This window comes from Streptomyces sp. NPDC046203, assembly GCF_040646255.1.
In the GTDB taxonomy this organism is placed as follows: Bacteria; Actinomycetota; Actinomycetes; order Streptomycetales; family Streptomycetaceae; genus Streptomyces.
On sequence record NZ_JBEYZX010000041.1, the window covers coordinates 24,600 to 38,619 of the forward strand.

Annotated in this window: 17 protein-coding genes; 2 read left to right on the top strand and 15 right to left on the bottom strand. The window is 70.3% G+C overall.

What is annotated here, in order from left to right:
* Positions 1-30: 30 nt before the first annotated feature.
* The 5 genes from ABZ990_RS24525 to ABZ990_RS24545 form a co-directional block, all read right to left on the bottom strand.
* Positions 31-1,704 carry a putative T7SS-secreted protein gene (locus tag ABZ990_RS24525; protein ID WP_361235410.1) on the bottom strand — a complete coding sequence of 558 codons (1,674 nt, stop codon included), beginning with the start codon at positions 1,702-1,704 and terminating at the stop codon, positions 31-33.
* Positions 1,704-2,402, bottom strand: coding sequence for a hypothetical protein (locus ABZ990_RS24530; protein ID WP_361235413.1), 699 nt, complete (start codon positions 2,400-2,402; stop codon positions 1,704-1,706). Before ABZ990_RS24530 ends, ABZ990_RS24525 begins: the two co-directional genes overlap by 1 nt.
* Complete coding sequence (locus ABZ990_RS24535) at positions 2,399-3,160, bottom strand: hypothetical protein (protein ID WP_361235416.1); 762 nt, start codon at positions 3,158-3,160, stop codon at positions 2,399-2,401. Before ABZ990_RS24535 ends, ABZ990_RS24530 begins: the two co-directional genes overlap by 4 nt.
* A gap of 109 nt (positions 3,161-3,269) precedes the next feature.
* Positions 3,270-3,680, bottom strand: a complete 411-nt coding sequence (locus ABZ990_RS24540; RefSeq protein WP_361235419.1) for an SgcJ/EcaC family oxidoreductase — start codon at positions 3,678-3,680, stop codon at positions 3,270-3,272.
* A 299-nt stretch (positions 3,681-3,979) separates the two neighbouring features.
* Positions 3,980-4,564, bottom strand: a complete 585-nt coding sequence (locus tag ABZ990_RS24545) for an RICIN domain-containing protein (RefSeq protein WP_361235422.1) — start codon at positions 4,562-4,564, stop codon at positions 3,980-3,982.
* A 332-nt stretch (positions 4,565-4,896) separates the two neighbouring features.
* Between ABZ990_RS24545 and ABZ990_RS24550 the strand changes: the two genes are divergently transcribed.
* Positions 4,897-5,484 carry a hypothetical protein gene (locus tag ABZ990_RS24550; RefSeq protein WP_361235425.1) on the top strand — a complete coding sequence of 196 codons (588 nt, stop codon included), beginning with the start codon at positions 4,897-4,899 and terminating at the stop codon, positions 5,482-5,484.
* Positions 5,485-5,590: 106 nt separating this feature from the next.
* Here the strand turns inward: ABZ990_RS24550 and ABZ990_RS24555 are convergent, their stop codons facing one another.
* From ABZ990_RS24555 to ABZ990_RS24585, 7 genes are all read right to left on the bottom strand, one after another.
* Positions 5,591-6,178, bottom strand: coding sequence for a DUF1203 domain-containing protein (locus ABZ990_RS24555; protein ID WP_361235427.1), 588 nt, complete (start codon positions 6,176-6,178; stop codon positions 5,591-5,593).
* 284 nt (positions 6,179-6,462) lie between these two features.
* Positions 6,463-6,993, bottom strand: a complete 531-nt coding sequence (locus tag ABZ990_RS24560) for a hypothetical protein (protein ID WP_361235430.1) — start codon at positions 6,991-6,993, stop codon at positions 6,463-6,465.
* The gene (locus tag ABZ990_RS24565) at positions 6,994-7,422 is read right to left on the bottom strand and encodes a hypothetical protein (RefSeq protein ID WP_361235432.1); all 429 of its coding nucleotides are present in this window, start codon (positions 7,420-7,422) and stop codon (positions 6,994-6,996) included. It abuts the gene before it with no gap.
* Between the two features lie 23 nt (positions 7,423-7,445).
* Entirely contained in the window at positions 7,446-7,901 is a 456-nt protein-coding gene (locus tag ABZ990_RS24570) for an NUDIX domain-containing protein (RefSeq protein WP_361235435.1), read from the bottom strand.
* Between the two features lie 291 nt (positions 7,902-8,192).
* Positions 8,193-9,041, bottom strand: coding sequence for a helix-turn-helix transcriptional regulator (locus ABZ990_RS24575; RefSeq protein WP_361235438.1), 849 nt, complete (start codon positions 9,039-9,041; stop codon positions 8,193-8,195).
* 11 nt (positions 9,042-9,052) lie between these two features.
* Positions 9,053-9,571, bottom strand: a complete 519-nt coding sequence (locus ABZ990_RS24580; RefSeq protein ID WP_361235441.1) for a DUF6879 family protein — start codon at positions 9,569-9,571, stop codon at positions 9,053-9,055.
* Positions 9,552-9,818: a hypothetical protein gene (locus tag ABZ990_RS24585; protein WP_361235444.1), complete on the bottom strand. Its 267-nt coding sequence runs from the start codon at positions 9,816-9,818 to the stop codon at positions 9,552-9,554. The genes ABZ990_RS24580 and ABZ990_RS24585 overlap by 20 nt, the downstream gene beginning before the upstream one ends.
* 343 nt (positions 9,819-10,161) lie before the next feature.
* Between ABZ990_RS24585 and ABZ990_RS24590 the strand changes: the two genes are divergently transcribed.
* A complete protein-coding gene (locus ABZ990_RS24590; RefSeq protein WP_361235447.1) occupies positions 10,162-11,073 on the top strand; it encodes a hypothetical protein in 912 nt (303 codons plus the stop codon).
* A gap of 120 nt (positions 11,074-11,193) precedes the next feature.
* Here the strand turns inward: ABZ990_RS24590 and ABZ990_RS24595 are convergent, their stop codons facing one another.
* Genes ABZ990_RS24595 through ABZ990_RS24605 form a run of 3 tightly spaced genes read right to left on the bottom strand, consistent with a single transcriptional unit; the run spans position 11,194 to position 13,990 of the window.
* Positions 11,194-11,967 carry a hypothetical protein gene (locus tag ABZ990_RS24595; RefSeq protein ID WP_361235450.1) on the bottom strand — a complete coding sequence of 258 codons (774 nt, stop codon included), beginning with the start codon at positions 11,965-11,967 and terminating at the stop codon, positions 11,194-11,196.
* A complete protein-coding gene (locus ABZ990_RS24600; protein ID WP_361235453.1) occupies positions 11,961-13,229 on the bottom strand; it encodes a hypothetical protein in 1,269 nt (422 codons plus the stop codon). The genes ABZ990_RS24595 and ABZ990_RS24600 overlap by 7 nt, the downstream gene beginning before the upstream one ends.
* A complete protein-coding gene (locus tag ABZ990_RS24605; protein WP_361235456.1) occupies positions 13,226-13,990 on the bottom strand; it encodes an ATP-binding cassette domain-containing protein in 765 nt (254 codons plus the stop codon). The genes ABZ990_RS24600 and ABZ990_RS24605 overlap by 4 nt, the downstream gene beginning before the upstream one ends.
* Between the last annotated feature and the right edge of the window lie 30 nt (positions 13,991-14,020).

Genomic DNA, 14,020 nt, shown 5'->3' on the forward strand with positions numbered 1-14,020 from the left:
CGGTCCAATTCAGCCAACCGGCCGACCGGGCTAGAGGATCTCACGGCAGGCCGCCCAGTGGACATTGCCCATGCCGGGCTCCAGCAACTCTCCCAACCGCGTCTTCTGCCCCACGGTCGTCGAATTCTCGAACACACTGAATCCGCCCCCGCCCGAGGAAGCGGGCGGCCCCAGCGTGTAGTCGGGAAGGACGTCGCCGGGTTTGAACGTCTGCGAATAGCCGCCGGGATACACGCCCCGCTCGACGGTCAGACCGTTGAGCCCGGGCAGCTTGTCGCCGTGCTCCACGTAGAAGGTGATGTTGGTGCCCTCCGGGACGGTGATCTCTCCGGCGCCGCGCTCGACGTACCCGTGCCCGGCGAGCACCTTCTCCCCGTCGGGGCGGCCGCCCTCCAGCACGCGGTCCGCGTAGTAGTGGCCGTCCGTGTCCGCGTACTTCTTGTTCACGATCTGCGGGTTGGACTCGCGCAGCGCCTGCATGACGTCGGCGCGCTCCGGCATGGGGTCGCCGACGCCGCGCGCGGCCTCGCGTTCGATGCCCTGCCGGGCACCGCGGCGCGCCGCCACCTCCAGGCCCTCCATCCCCTCCCGGGTGGCGAGGCGCAGCCCGCCGCGCGCGAGGCCGGCGCCCTTGGTGCCGACGAGTTCGGGGATGAGCCGGCCGATGAACTCGGAGGGGTCCTTGGTGAAGCCGTCGACGGTGGCCTGGACGATCCGTTCGGGGTGGGCGGCGGTGGAGACCAGGCCGGCCAGCACCGTGTTGACGTTCTGGACGTAGGCGGCGGGGTGGGTGAGGTTGTACGGGTCGGTGGGGTTGAGGCCCCGGACGAAGTTGAGCAGTCCGCCCGTGCCCTTGAGCACGCCTCCGACGACGTGGGTCAGTTCGGTGTCGACGGCCTTGAAGCCGTCTTCGAGGTCGTGGCCGAGGCGGTCGAGGGGCGGCGGTTCGGCGGGGGCGTGCGCGAGGGCGGCCTTCACCTTGCCCTGGGCTTCGGCGGCGGCGGTGTTGCGCTGCCGCCGGGCCTCGGCGAGTTTCTCGACGGCGGCTTTGACGTCGGCCTTGCCGGGGTCCTTGAAGGGTTCGGGCCGGGGGCCCGGGTCCTCGTTCGCCTTGATCTTGGCGTTGTAGGCGTCGACCTTCTTGTTGTACGCGTCGGTCGCGTCCTTGGACGCCTGCACGCCCTTCTTGTAGAGCGCGACGGCTTCCTTGGCCTGCCCCTGGGCCCATTTCACGGTGCTCGCGTACGCCGTGAGCGCGCCGGCGGCCGTGTCGCACGCCTCGGCGGCGTGGACCCATTTGGCGGGGTGGACGCCGAATGCCTTCCGGAAGGCGTCGCCGCCCTCGCCCTGCCAGCCTGTCGAATCGATCTTCTTCAGACCGGCGCTGACCTTGTCGAAGGCGCCGTGGAAGTCCTTCAGGTGCTTCGCGCTCTCGCGGATCTTGTCCGGGTTGCCGTGGACGAGTTCGTCGGCTTCCTCGGTCTGGCCGAGCTGCTGTTCGCCGGGGGTGGCGCCGAGATCGGAGGCGACCTCGTCGCCCCAGTCCTCGACGGCGTCGGCCCAGTCGTGCGCGCCGACCTTGTCGAGCCCCTCGCCGATCCGGTCCGTGGTCCAGTCGACGCCTTCGCCGAGCTTCTTCTTCCCTGCGTCGTAGACGTCCTCGACGCCGCCCAGGAACGAGTTGGCGAGGCTCCCGAGTCCCATCAGCCCTCGGCCCCGTGCGGCCCGGCCGCCTGCTGCCCGGCGGCCTGCTGCTGCTCGGCCGCCTTGGCGCGGGCCTCGGGCGAGGGGCCGAAGGTGTCGTCGAGGTACTGGTCGTACGCCTCGTCCGAGACGCCCAACGCCCCATGCAGATTGGCGGGGTTGAAGCCAGGCGGGCCGAGGCCGATCGTGTGGGAGGTCATCACGTCGCGGCCGGCGTCCTTCCACGCCTGTCCGCTGTTGTCCAGCGCCTGCTCGAAGGACTCCCGGCTGTAGTCGACGTTCCCGCCGTAGATGCCGGAGGTGGCGATGTCCCCCCAGCCCATCTTCTCCACCTCCTCCTCGGAGGCGTACGGATTGCCGATGGCGGAGTTGACGACGACCTTGAGGCTGCCCTTCACGTACTGGTCGGTCTCGTAGAGCGTGCCCGCCGCGAGGCCCGTCTTCCGCGCGAAGCCGTTGCCCTCGTTGATCAGGGACCGGACACCCCATTCCCAGCGTTCGCAGAACTCGTTGAAGCCGTCGGTCAGTCCCTCGTGGCCGAGTTCGAGGCCGGAGAGCGCGATGTCACCGAAGCCGCGGCCGGCGCCGGCCGTACCCGCCATGCCGAGTTCCTTCAACTCGCCCAGGGCTTCGGTGAGTCCCTTCGCGATCAGGGCGAGCCCTTCCGTCTTCAGGTCCTTGCCCGTGCCGTCGGTCATGCCCCGCCCCTCGCCGAGAAGTCCGTACCCGTCGCGAGATCCCCGGCAGGCCCGAAGTCCCCGCCCGCGCCCACGCCTGCGCCCCCGTCCGCGCCCGCACCCGGCTTGGCGTCCACCGCCGCCTCGTCGGGGACGACGCCCCGTACCGGCGGGAAGACCATGCCGTCCGGCCCGTCCGCGCAGTCGAGGGCGACCCCGCAGGGCACTCCGGCGGCCGGGACCGCCACGTCGAGGAGCCGCGCGCCGAGGATCCGCTGGTAGCGCCATTCCCTGCGGAACTCGCCGCGCGCCTGGGCGTATCGGGCCAGCGCGGGCGGGTCGGAGAAGGCGAGGATGAAGCGCAGCCCGTTGAAGTCGGCGGTGAGCAGCCCGCGTTCACTGTCCGGCCCGTCGCCCTCGCCCAGTGGGACGAGAACGGGTGTCTGCCGGAACTCCTCCAGTAGCTCCGCGAACCGCAGCCTGGCTGCCGCTACTTGAGGATCCTCGCCCTCAGGATCGGGATCGGGATCAGACTCGGGATCGGGCTCGGGCTCCGACACCGCCCCCGGCACGACCTCAGGCCCCGCACCCGGCCCCGGCACCGACCCCGCGCCCGACCCCGGCCCCGCCCCCGGATCCCGTACCGGATCCTGTGCGGCGGGCCGCACGGCAAGCTGAGCGCCGGGCTGCGACAGAGGGGCGATCGTGCCCACGAAGTCGGACAGGCGGGATCTCGGCTTGTTCGCGTCTTCCGTACGGTCTTCCCCGTCGTCGGTCACGATCGCCATCGTCACACCGCCGTGACGGGCGGGACAAGAGGGTTTGGGCGATTCCGCCCCTCCTCCTGTCCGGCACACGGCATACAGCCCATGCATTCGAAGTGGGCTTTCAGGACGAGCTGTTGACGACCGCCGTGTTCTGGCACGCGGTGAGCAGCCAGCGGCCGTCGTCCTGCTTGCTCATCACATACAGCGGAGCGCCTTCGCTCTCCTCGCCCGGGGAGAGATAGCGCTGCCGCACCTTGACCGCCGCGACGTCGGGGCGGATGAAGAGCACATGGCCCACCTCGTAGGTGACCTGGCCGTCCCAGTCGGCCGCCGGGAGCACCGCGCGGGTGAACTCGGCGATCGCGTCGAGACCGAGGAGGACCTTGCCGTGGGCGGTCGTCCAGATCGCGTCGGGGTGGAAGAGGGCGAGGAAGGCGTCGGGGTCCTTGCGCTGCTGGGAGTGCTCGACGGCGGCGACGAGCCGCTCGATGGCGGCGAGGTCGGCGGTGTGCGCCGTGGTGTCGGTGTCCATACGGGCGATCCTTGAGCCTCAACCACGCTTGAGGTCAAGGGAGTCGAGCGCTCCCCGCCGGCCACCGCCACCCGCGTACGTGTCCGCGCCCGCCGCCACCCTCCCCCACCCTCGCCCTCCCCCTCACCCGCGCCTCACCACCACCGATAGGCCCGGTACCGGCAGCGCTCGGGCCGGCGTGTGCGCCGCCCGCAGCGTCGTCCTTCTCGCCGGTCCGGCCGCCACAGCGCGCGACGGCCGGAACCACAACTGAATCGGCACATACGTCGGAACCCGCGGAATTCGTGGAGCCCGCCGGATCAGCCGATGAGGAAACGCTGGTTGAAGCCGCCCGTGCAGCTGTACTGGATGATCGGCGCGTTGTTCGCCGTGCTGCCGTCGCGCACGTCCAGGCACTTGTCCGCGAAGGTGTCGATCTCGTACGAGCCGTTGCTCAGGGACGTGAGGCGGAAGCGCTGGTTGTACGAGTTGACGCAGGTGTACTGGATGATCTGGACGTTGTCGGCGGAGCTGCCGTTCCGGACGTCGAGGCACTTGTTGGCGAAGGTGCGGATGCGCACCTCGCCGCCGCTGAGCTGCTCGACGCTGAACTTCTGGTTGACCTGGCTGCCGCAGGTGTACTGGACGATGCGGACGTCGTTCCCCGTGCTGCCGTTCTCGACGTCGAGGCACTTGTCCGCGAACGTCTTGATGCTGACGGACCCCTGCGCCGCCTGGGTCTGCGCCGCCTGGGTCCGTCCCCCGGCCTGCCCCGCGGCCTGCCCCTCGGTCTGCCCGTCGGTCTGTGCCTGGGCGGTGACGGTGCTCGCGCCCAGGGCGAGACCGACGACGGCCAGGACGCTGGTGGCCACGCGTACCGAACGGCCGGAAAGGCGAGTCTTCATGGATTGCTCCTCGACTGCGAAAGGAAGGTACGCGGGTCCACAGGCACCGCGCGGCGGCAGACAGCCGACACACGCGTATGACGATCCTGCGCCCCCGCTTGATCACCCGAAGAGATACCGCACCCCGAACGCGCCCCGCCCGGGCTCGCCGCCCGATTCACCCGGCCGTGGTCAGTGGGCTCGCAGGATGACGATCGGAACGGCATATGCGTGCGAGGGACATGTTTCCGCCACGCCTTCGAACGCCTTCGGCTCGAAACAGGCGTAACTCCCGCCCCACGAGGGTCGTTTACGAACGTCAGCATCATTCTTCATATGAAAGGAAAAGCATCGTGCTTACGCGCACCAGCTCCCTCGCTGCCCTCGTCACCCTCGCCGTGGTGTCGGCCGCTCCCCTCGCCCAGGCGGCGGAGACCGCCGCCCTTCCGGCGGCGCCCGCCCCCTACGACGTATGCGACAAGGCCAACAACTCGACCACCGAGTACAAGAGCAAGGACGGCTACTCGAAGATCAACGCTCGCTTCTGCGTCCGCGTCACGACCGGCGAGGACGGCACCCGCACGGTGGAGCCCTACGTCAGCGCCGACGTCTTCTACTGGTGGCTCGGCTTCTGGTACACCGACAACGGCAAGCGCTGGGGTTACGAGGACCGCTCGCCCTCGCTCCAGACGAAGAACATGCAGATCTTCGACGCGGCCGGCACCGAGGTCTACTCCTCGGGCCAGAAGCTCGCCATCAACTCCACCGGCCACCTGGAGAACCACGGCCCCGCCCAGCAGCTCCCGGCCGGGGCGTACAAGGTGCAGTTCACCGACACCTACAAGTCCGGCGGCTACTACGACGCGACCGGCAGCGAGACCGAGAACGACAGCTGGCTGGTCGAGACCGGCAACCACACGGTCACGCTCAACCTGAGCTGATCACCCCGCAAGGCCGTACCGGCGAGGGCCGGGAGCGCACCCGCGCCCCCGGCCCTCGCCGCTTCTCTCCCCCGGGCCCCGCTCCCCCACGCCCCGGTCGAACCCTTCAGACCGGGCGCCGGACCTCGAAGAGGAAGCAGCCGTACTCCACGGCCCGTACGTGCACGAACGCGACCTCCGGGTCCGCGAACGCCTCCGCGAACGCCTGGTCGAAGCCGCCCGCCACGTCCTCGGGGACCTCAAGGAGCCGCCCGCCGGCGATCCGCCCGCGCGCGTCGTAGCGGCGCACCGTCCGCAGGACGCCCGGCCGGCCGAAGGGGTACGCGTCGGGGCCGTCGCCCGGCCCGTCGCAGGGCTCGGTGTGGATGAAGACGGGCCCCTGCTCGTCGTACGCGCCGGGGTCGACCCCGGCCGCCTCGGCCCACCGCCGCAACGGGGCGTACGAGACGAGCGCGATCCGCTCCCCCGCCTCGGTCCGGCGCAGGCAGCAGCGCAGCGGATTCCCGGCCTCGTTCGCGGTCTCGGTGTACGGGACGCAGGGGCGCCCGGCGTCGTCGACCTTCCGCAGCTCGTCGAGGACGGCGGGCGGGACGGGCCGGGCGGCGTAGGCGGCGCCCTGGGTCTTCGACTGGGCCTTCGTCTGACTCTGGATCTGGGTCTTCGTCTGGCTCTCGCTCTGGGTCTGGGTGCTCATGCGTCCAGCGTCGCGAGGCCGCACCCCCGACGCTGGCGACATTCGGACACGGCGCTGGAGACGGAGATACGCGCCTGCGGCGAACGCGACGAGCACGTTCCGGCACCCTGCCCGGACGCGAGGTCCGACCACCGCGTTCGGGGTGCCACGCCGGGGGCGCCGGACCACCGCGCCTTGAGGCCGGACAGAGACGGACGTCTGACCAGCGGAAATGGAAACGCGAGGCCCCGCCCGCCCCCGGAATGACCAGGGAACAGGCGGGGGGCGGTTCAGGTGATCGCCGCTTACGCGGTCAAGCCGGGATCGAAATACCCCGGGGTGCGGAACAGACCCGTGAACGTCCCGGGGCCGTGCCGCTCATCCAGCCACGACCCGAGCGTGCTCACGTCACCGCTGATCATGGCTCCGAGGAACAGGGTGTGACACTCGCTCTCCTCCCCAGGGGCGAACTCCTCCAGGAAGTGCTCGTATCGGCGGTTCACGCCCCGCTCGTAGCCTCTGAGGGCCGCCGCGTAGCTCGCCTGCTCCTCGCCCTCCGGATCACCCGCTTCGCGCGCGTCACCGTCCGACAGCGTGCCCGTCACGTCCCGGAATGCCAGCCCGCCGAGAACGTCCGGGGGTTCCGTCACACCGAAGCGCTCCGCTGTCTGCCTGGCGATGAATCGCGCCTCCCTGTCACACGCGCCCTCCATGACGATCCCGAGATTTCGCGTGTGCCGACTTCCCCGCTTGTCGGCCGGCGAGTACGACCGCCCATTGGGGCGGCGGAAGTTGATCCCGTACTGCGTGCGAACGGGCAGGCCCGCCACGTCCACCTAGCGCCGACGCGATCCGTAGTGAAGGCAGTCGTGCGCGTAGGCGCGCAGCAGGTCGAGAAGGGCCAGCGACGGAGTCTCGGGGACACGACTCCCCATGGGCCCGTACATCGTGATGACAGCCACCATCTGAAAGTGCCGGTAGCCCTGATCCGGATGATGGAAGCCGCCGAAGGCGCCCGCACGCGAGGAGTCACAGCCGACCAACACGCGGTCGAGCGGCAGCATGCGCGTCAGCCCGTACCCCGCGTACCGACGGCCGGCCAGCTCGACGCCGGCACGGAAGGGAGCGGTTTCGACACCCAACTCCTCCCAGATGCGGAGGAGTTCACCCAGGCGGAAGAACACGTGGTCCGGGTGCCTGTCGGTGATCGGAGAGGCGTCGGCACGCATGGCTTCCAGCGCCGCCAGGGCCCGGGCGCCGGTCACCGTCTCGTTCGGGGCCAGCGCCGCTAACGCGGCGCGCCCGCCTTGATGAGCTGAATGTGAGACTCCTGGATCCCCTCCGGGAGTGCATCCGGGCTGAACCACTTCGCCTCCAGAATCTCGAAGCCGTCGAGCTTGAGAGTTCCCCCCACGTGGAACGCCTCGTAGGCGATCTCCACGCGGAGTTTGTAGCCGCTGGTCACCTGAACCAGGCGCCCCGGTTCAACGTCAAGGCCGGTTTCCTCCCGGACCTCTCGAACGATGGTCTTCGGGAATTCCTCACCCTTGATCGCATAGCCGGTGGGAAGGCCCCACGGCCGATCGGCAGGCCACATACGGTGCTTGAGCAGGAGCACGTCCCCCGCCTCATTGCGCACCACACCTGTCACACCGACCATGAACTTGGCGTGCGCGAACCACAGCACGCGCCATTGCAGGGGACCGCGAATGAGTTTCCACACGCGGGCGACAATTCGCTTCATACGCACCCTTTCAACAGGGCAAGCGCGTCCGGCGCTTGCGACGACGACTCAACCCGCGCCGTGGGGTACTGGTTACGCCCCGGGCTCCAGGGCCCGCCCCTGCCGGGGATTCCGAATCAAGGGCGGGGATACTCGAATTCGAGCTGCGTGCGGCAGGGCCGGGGGGGGGAGGAGCCGGTCTCGCTCCTCGGTCTCGCCATCGCCTCCCTCCCCCTCGCGTGGTCCGACGACGACCAGGCTAGGGACATCAGGGCGTCAACACGCAGTCGGTTGCACCGGATTGCACGCGAACTAGGCGAGGGCGTCCAGCGCCGATGTGATCAGCGTGCGAGCGGCGGCCCCGTAGAGGGCCTGCGCCGCCAGTTCGGCGAACGTCCCGGCGTACATGCCGACCTCGGTGGGTTGCGTCAGGGTGAGGTACCCGGAGACCAACTCGACGTTGACCTGGGCCGTGTCGTAGATCCAGAACCCCTCGGTCGGCCAGCGCTCCCGATCCGGCTTCATCGGCACGACTCCCAAGCTGACGTGGGGAAGTGAGGCGATGGAGATCAGATGCCCGAGCTGACCGGACATGACCTCGGCGCCGCCGATTCCGGCCCGCAACACGGACTCTTCGACAAGGAAGGCGAACCGGCGGTCGCCTTCGTACAGCACCCGCTGACGTTCCATGCGTGCGGCTACCGCCTCGGCCACGTCGTCCACCAGGCCGCGCCGCCGCTGGATCGACTGGAGTGCCGCCGCGGTGTAGGGCCGGGTCTGGATCAGACCGGGCACGAGCCACGACGAGTAGGACCGGAAACGGCGGGTCCGCTGGTACAGCGGCAGCCGTGCCTCCTGCGCCTGTTTGAGCCCGGCCCGCTCCATGCGCCGCCAGTCGACCCACATGCCTTCGGCGGTCCGCAGCGAGGCGATCAGATCCTCGGCCTGGCCCTCGGCCCCGCACGCTCGGCACCACGCTCGAATGTCCTCGGCGGACGGCGGCGTCCTGGCGTTCATGATCCGGGACGACTTCGACCGGCTCCACCCGCAGCGCTCGGCCAGGTCGAGCCCGGACAGGCCGGCGTCCCGGCAGAGTTCCGCGAGACGTTCCGCGAGAGCCTGCCGGGCCCGCTGGGCGCTGGAAGAGGCGGAGACAGCCATGGGGTGCGTGATCAGGCGGGCCGGTACTCCGCGTGCGGAATCGCCCGTTCCCACGCCGCTTCATACGCGCTCGCGTACTGCGCGGCCAAGGCCGGCTCATGCACGACCTCCATCCGCGGACCGGTCCACTGACCCTCACCACTGAAGTGGTGGAGGATCACGGTGTCCTCGTCCATGACCCACCCGTCCAGCGCGGGGAGGAGCAGGTCACGCGCCCGCGACCGGGGCAGCCAACGCACTTCCTCGCCCGCTGCGACGTTCGTGAAGGTGCCGTCGTACTCGTACCGCACGTAGTCGCTCAACGGTTCGGAGACGACGCGCAGCCGCCGCATGTGGACCCCTCGGCCGGTCGTCTCGACCACCACGTCCAGCCACGACCGCCACCACGACGCGCGGTCGGCCGGGTCGTACCGGTGCCCTTCCTGCCGGCGGATGAACTCCGGGTCATCCCGCATGTAGCTGTCCCGCATCTCCAGGTGCATCGCCGAGCGCTGCGCCTTGGCGAGACATTCACGTACCGCTGTTGCCACCGTGGTCCTCACTGTCCGGACGGGGGATGAACTGGAGCATGTTCGCGGGAAGCCGGATCATGGTCTCGTGCTCCGGAACGTCCGTCGAGTGGCCCGGCACCGAGCCGACCTCCTGGGCCTGCCGGATCGTCTCCTGATCCGCCTTCCACGACTGGATGATCAGGTCTCCGGTCGTATCGTCCAGCCAGATCGTGGGCGGGCCGTCATCGGGAGTGTTGGGCCAAATCCCCAGGAAATGCAGCGCCATTGGGCACTCTCCCAGCGAGTCGGTCGCTGATGTCCACGAGCCTCACCCCTGGGAGTGCGCAGCGCAAGAGGGGGAACCGTCGGCCGGTGCCTTCTGGCTCGGCGGCTGGCCGATCGGCGCCTTTCCCTGGGCGGACTGACCGGACCGGCGTCCAGGCGGGACCCGGACAGGGGAGGCTTTCGGGTCACTTGAGGCGCGGGAGCGCGCAGGGAGCGCGGGAGTCTCGGGGCTCTGCGACGGCTTGCGGGAGTCCGCTGTCCCGCCGGTATATGCCTCTTGCGCGTTCGATTTGGGTGGGTGTGTCGTGGTGGGGCACTGCCTCTCTCCTGGAAGGTGAACGTCGATGAGAGGTGTTCTCCGCCGTACCCCCGCCCCCGGCCCCGCCGCCCTGCCGCCCCGACGGGCGGGCGGCCAGAAGCGCATCCTCGCCGCCCTGACCGCCGTCGTCCTGCTCGTCTCCGGATGGTGGACGTACGCGGTGGACCACGCGGAACCCGCCCGCGCGGCGACCGCCGCCCCCGCCGCCGCCCCCGCCATCACCATCCCCGCCGCCACCGTCGCCGCCACCACGGCCACGGCCACGGCCACCGCCGACATGGACGTCAGCGTCAACCCCAACAGCGTGACCCCGGCCATCGGCAGCATCTCCGCCGTCGCCACCTACGCGTGCACCAAGTCGAACGAGCCCGACGGGCGCGCCCAACTGCGCCTGGAGTTCAGGCAGGGTCTCACCGAGGCCAGTAACGAGGTCTCCGTCCCCTGCGGTCCCAGCCGCATCAACGCGACCCAGCGGGTGAGCGCCGTCGCGCTCGGCTTCACCACCCTCAAAGAGATCACCGTGACCGCCATCCTGAGCGACGGCGTCGCCACCGTCACCAGCACCGCCCGCACCGTCAGCGACGCCCTGTACGTGCACATCGACCCCAGCGCGACCTACAACGGCGTCGGCTACGTCAGCCTGAGCGGCTACTACATCTGCTCCCCCGACGTGCCCACCCCCGGCACCGTGTTCGTCAACGCGCAGCAGGTCTCCACCCAGAACCAGCCGGCCGCCGGGTACGGTTCGGTCCCCATCACCACCTGCGACAACACCCTCCAGGCGTGGTCCGTCACCTTCAGCAACGTCGTTGTCGGCGGCGGCGGCTTCTCCAGCGACTTCCCCCTCGACGCGACGGCCACGGGCACGATCTCCTCCCCCGGAGCGTGGTCTTACACCGAGTCCAACGCCTCGGCCGAATTCCTGCCCGGCGGGTGAGCGGCAGGGTTCCCGCCTGACGTCCGGTCCCGTCGCGCGGGTCGCCCCCGCGCGGCGGGGCCGGACACGCCGAGAGGGCGGTCCCGGCCATCCCCGGCCGGGACCGCCCTCTTCGCGGACTTACGTTCTGCGGTCGGCCCGCAGCATCACCAGAGCCGTACCCGCCCCCAGCAGCGCCACCGCCACCACCCACGACGTCCCGTTGCCCGCGTTCGCCCGGGCCCATTCCCACCACTGCGCGTCGGTGCCCCGCGCACCCGGCGTTCCCAGGAGGAAGGTGGGGACGGTCTGGGCGAGGGGGAGGATCCAGGCCAGCCGGAAGCCGAGCAGGGCCGCCGAGACGCCCGCCATGCCGGTGAAGCCCAGCAGATTTCTGAGCGCCAGGGGGATCGTCTCCGGGTCGCCCGAGACGAGCAGGGCGAGGCAGGAGGCCGCGGCGGCGAGTGCGAAGGCCCCGGCCAGATGCCGGGCGAGCACAACTCGGCGGGGCCGGGCCGCGGCGGTGGAGAAGTCGGCCATCGAGTCGATGGTCGAGATGACGATGCCGATGCTCAGGAGCAGGGGCATGAACGCCGCGCCGGAGGCCGGGATCGGGTCCTCACCGTTCAGACTGGGGAAGAGAACCGCCTGCCCTCCCCAGCCGGTCAGCGCGACGACGCAGGCGCCCAGGAAGACGAGCGACCGCGTGCCGTGGTGCGCTCGGAAGTGGCTGCGCAGCGGCGAGAAGCCCTGGTCACCGAGGTCGCTGTAGCCGCCGCCATTGCTGTGATCGCTGCGGTCGCTGCGGTCGCCGCGGTTGTCGCGGTCGCCGCGGTCGCCGCGGTCGCCGCGGTCGCCGCGGTCGCCGCGGTCGCCGCGGTCATCGCGGTCGCCGAGGTCGTCGTCGGTCAGCACGGCGCTCGCATCTCGCGTACCCAGCCCTTGGCCGCGGCCACTTGGCCGGAGTCGGGACCGGAGTCGGGAAGGGCCAGTACGCGGCGTACGTCCGTCTGCCATCCGGTGTCCCCCGCGTACGTGTAGTCGGGCAGCTTGCCGGAGCCGGTGGCCCGCGCCTCCAGCCACGCTTCCACCTGGAGTCCCGCGTACATCCGGCGCCGGTTCGCGTCCTCGCTCTCGCTCCCGCTCTCGCTCCCGCTCTCGCACCAGGTTTTGTGGGGGTCGGTCAGTTCCAGGAGCATGGTGTGCAGGAGGTCTTTCCGGCCGTGGTCGAGGGTGAAGCCGCCGGCTCCGTCCCGGGCGAGACCGGTCTCGCGGTAGCGGTCCGGGGGCGGCAGGACGCCGTCGGCCGCCGCGCCGATCTTCCGGGCCGTGTCGACGGCCTCGTCGAGCCGTCCCGCGTGTTCGGGCCAGACGCAGACGGTGCTTCCGCCGCCCGGGGCGCAGGCGGCCGGCTCGGCGGGACGCCGTTCCAGCAGCTCGGTGCCGTTGCCCGGCATGGCGAGGACGCAGATCAGGGTGGCGACGGAGAAGAACCCGCCGGCGGCGGTCGCCCCCTTCCGCCGGGTGTCCCGGTCGATCAGCCCGCCGACCGTGCCCATGGCGGCGACGGCGAGCACGGTGGCGACCAGGCGCCACGCCAGGTGCGTGGCGGAGAGCCGGACGTCGATGGAGTGGTAGAAGACGAGGGTGGCGAGCGGGGAGGACTGCGAGCCGAAGACGAGGGTGAAGAGCAGGAACCCTCCGACGGCCGCGATCGCTCCCGTGAAGCGGGTGGGCAGGAGACGGCCCGTGAAGTGGCCGAGCGCCAGGGCGAAGACGATCCCGGAGATCCCGAAGAGGACGTATTCGGGCCACGGCCCGCCCGGCGCTCCGGCGGTGGCGGTGGCGATCCAGGCCGCGCCGGTGCACAGGAGGTAGACGCCGCAGAGCCATACGGCGTCCGCGGCCAGTCTGGCCAGCTCCACCTGGAACGGGCGGCGGGCGGCGAGAAGGGTGTCCGTTCCGCTGCGGCGCAGTTGGGAGGAGCGGTGGGCGGCGATCCCGACGGCGGCGACCGTCAGAGGGAGAGCCGCCCTGGTCGCGGCCGCGGAGGTCTCGGGCCAGGATCCCTGCCAGGGACCGCCCACGAGGAAGACCATGGCGGCGGAGGCGAGGAGAAGGGGCAGCGCCAGCCAGCGGACGGGGGTCCGGCGGAATTCGATCAGAAATCCGCTCATGCGGCACCCGCCGGCTGGGACGACGCTCGGTTCAGGGCCTCGGCGTAACCGCGTTCCAGGGGGGTGTCTCCGGGCGATTCGGGTGTGGCCAGGGATTCCAGTTCCGACGGAGTACCGGTGAATCCGAGGGTGCCTTCGCAAAGGACACCGATGTGCGAGCAGGTGTGGGCGACGTCTTCGACGAGATGCGTGCTCAGCAGGACACAGCTCTGCTGTGCCAGATCCCGGATCAGTTCACGGAATCTCACCCGCTGGTGTGGATCGAGACCGGTGGTCGGCTCGTCCAGAATGATGATACGGGGGCGCCCGACAATCGCCTGGGCGATTCCCGCGCGGCGCAGCATTCCGCCGGAGAGCTTTCGCAGTGTGGTGCGGGACCGATCGCCGAGTTCGACTCGTTCGATTGCCTCGGCGGCCGCCGCCGGGATCTGTTTCCTCGGGATCTCACGCAACCATGCGCAGTGCATCACGAAATCGAGCACGGTGAAGTCCGCGGGATAGGAGAAGCTCTGCGGCAGGAATCCGATTTCCCGTCGGGTCGCGCGGAGTTCCTTCGCGGTCGACACGTCCCCGCCGAGCAGGCGGAGCGTCCCCGAGCCGGGCCGGTCGATCGTGGCCAGGGTTCTCAGAAGGGTGCTCTTCCCGGCGCCGTTGGGGCCGAGGAGACCGAAGGCTCCCGCGCCGAGTTCAAGATCGATGCCGCGGATGACGGGCTTGCGCCGGTACCCCTGATGCAGGGCGTTCACTTCAAGCAGGGACATGTGAGATCCTATGAGACAGCGCTGGGGCGT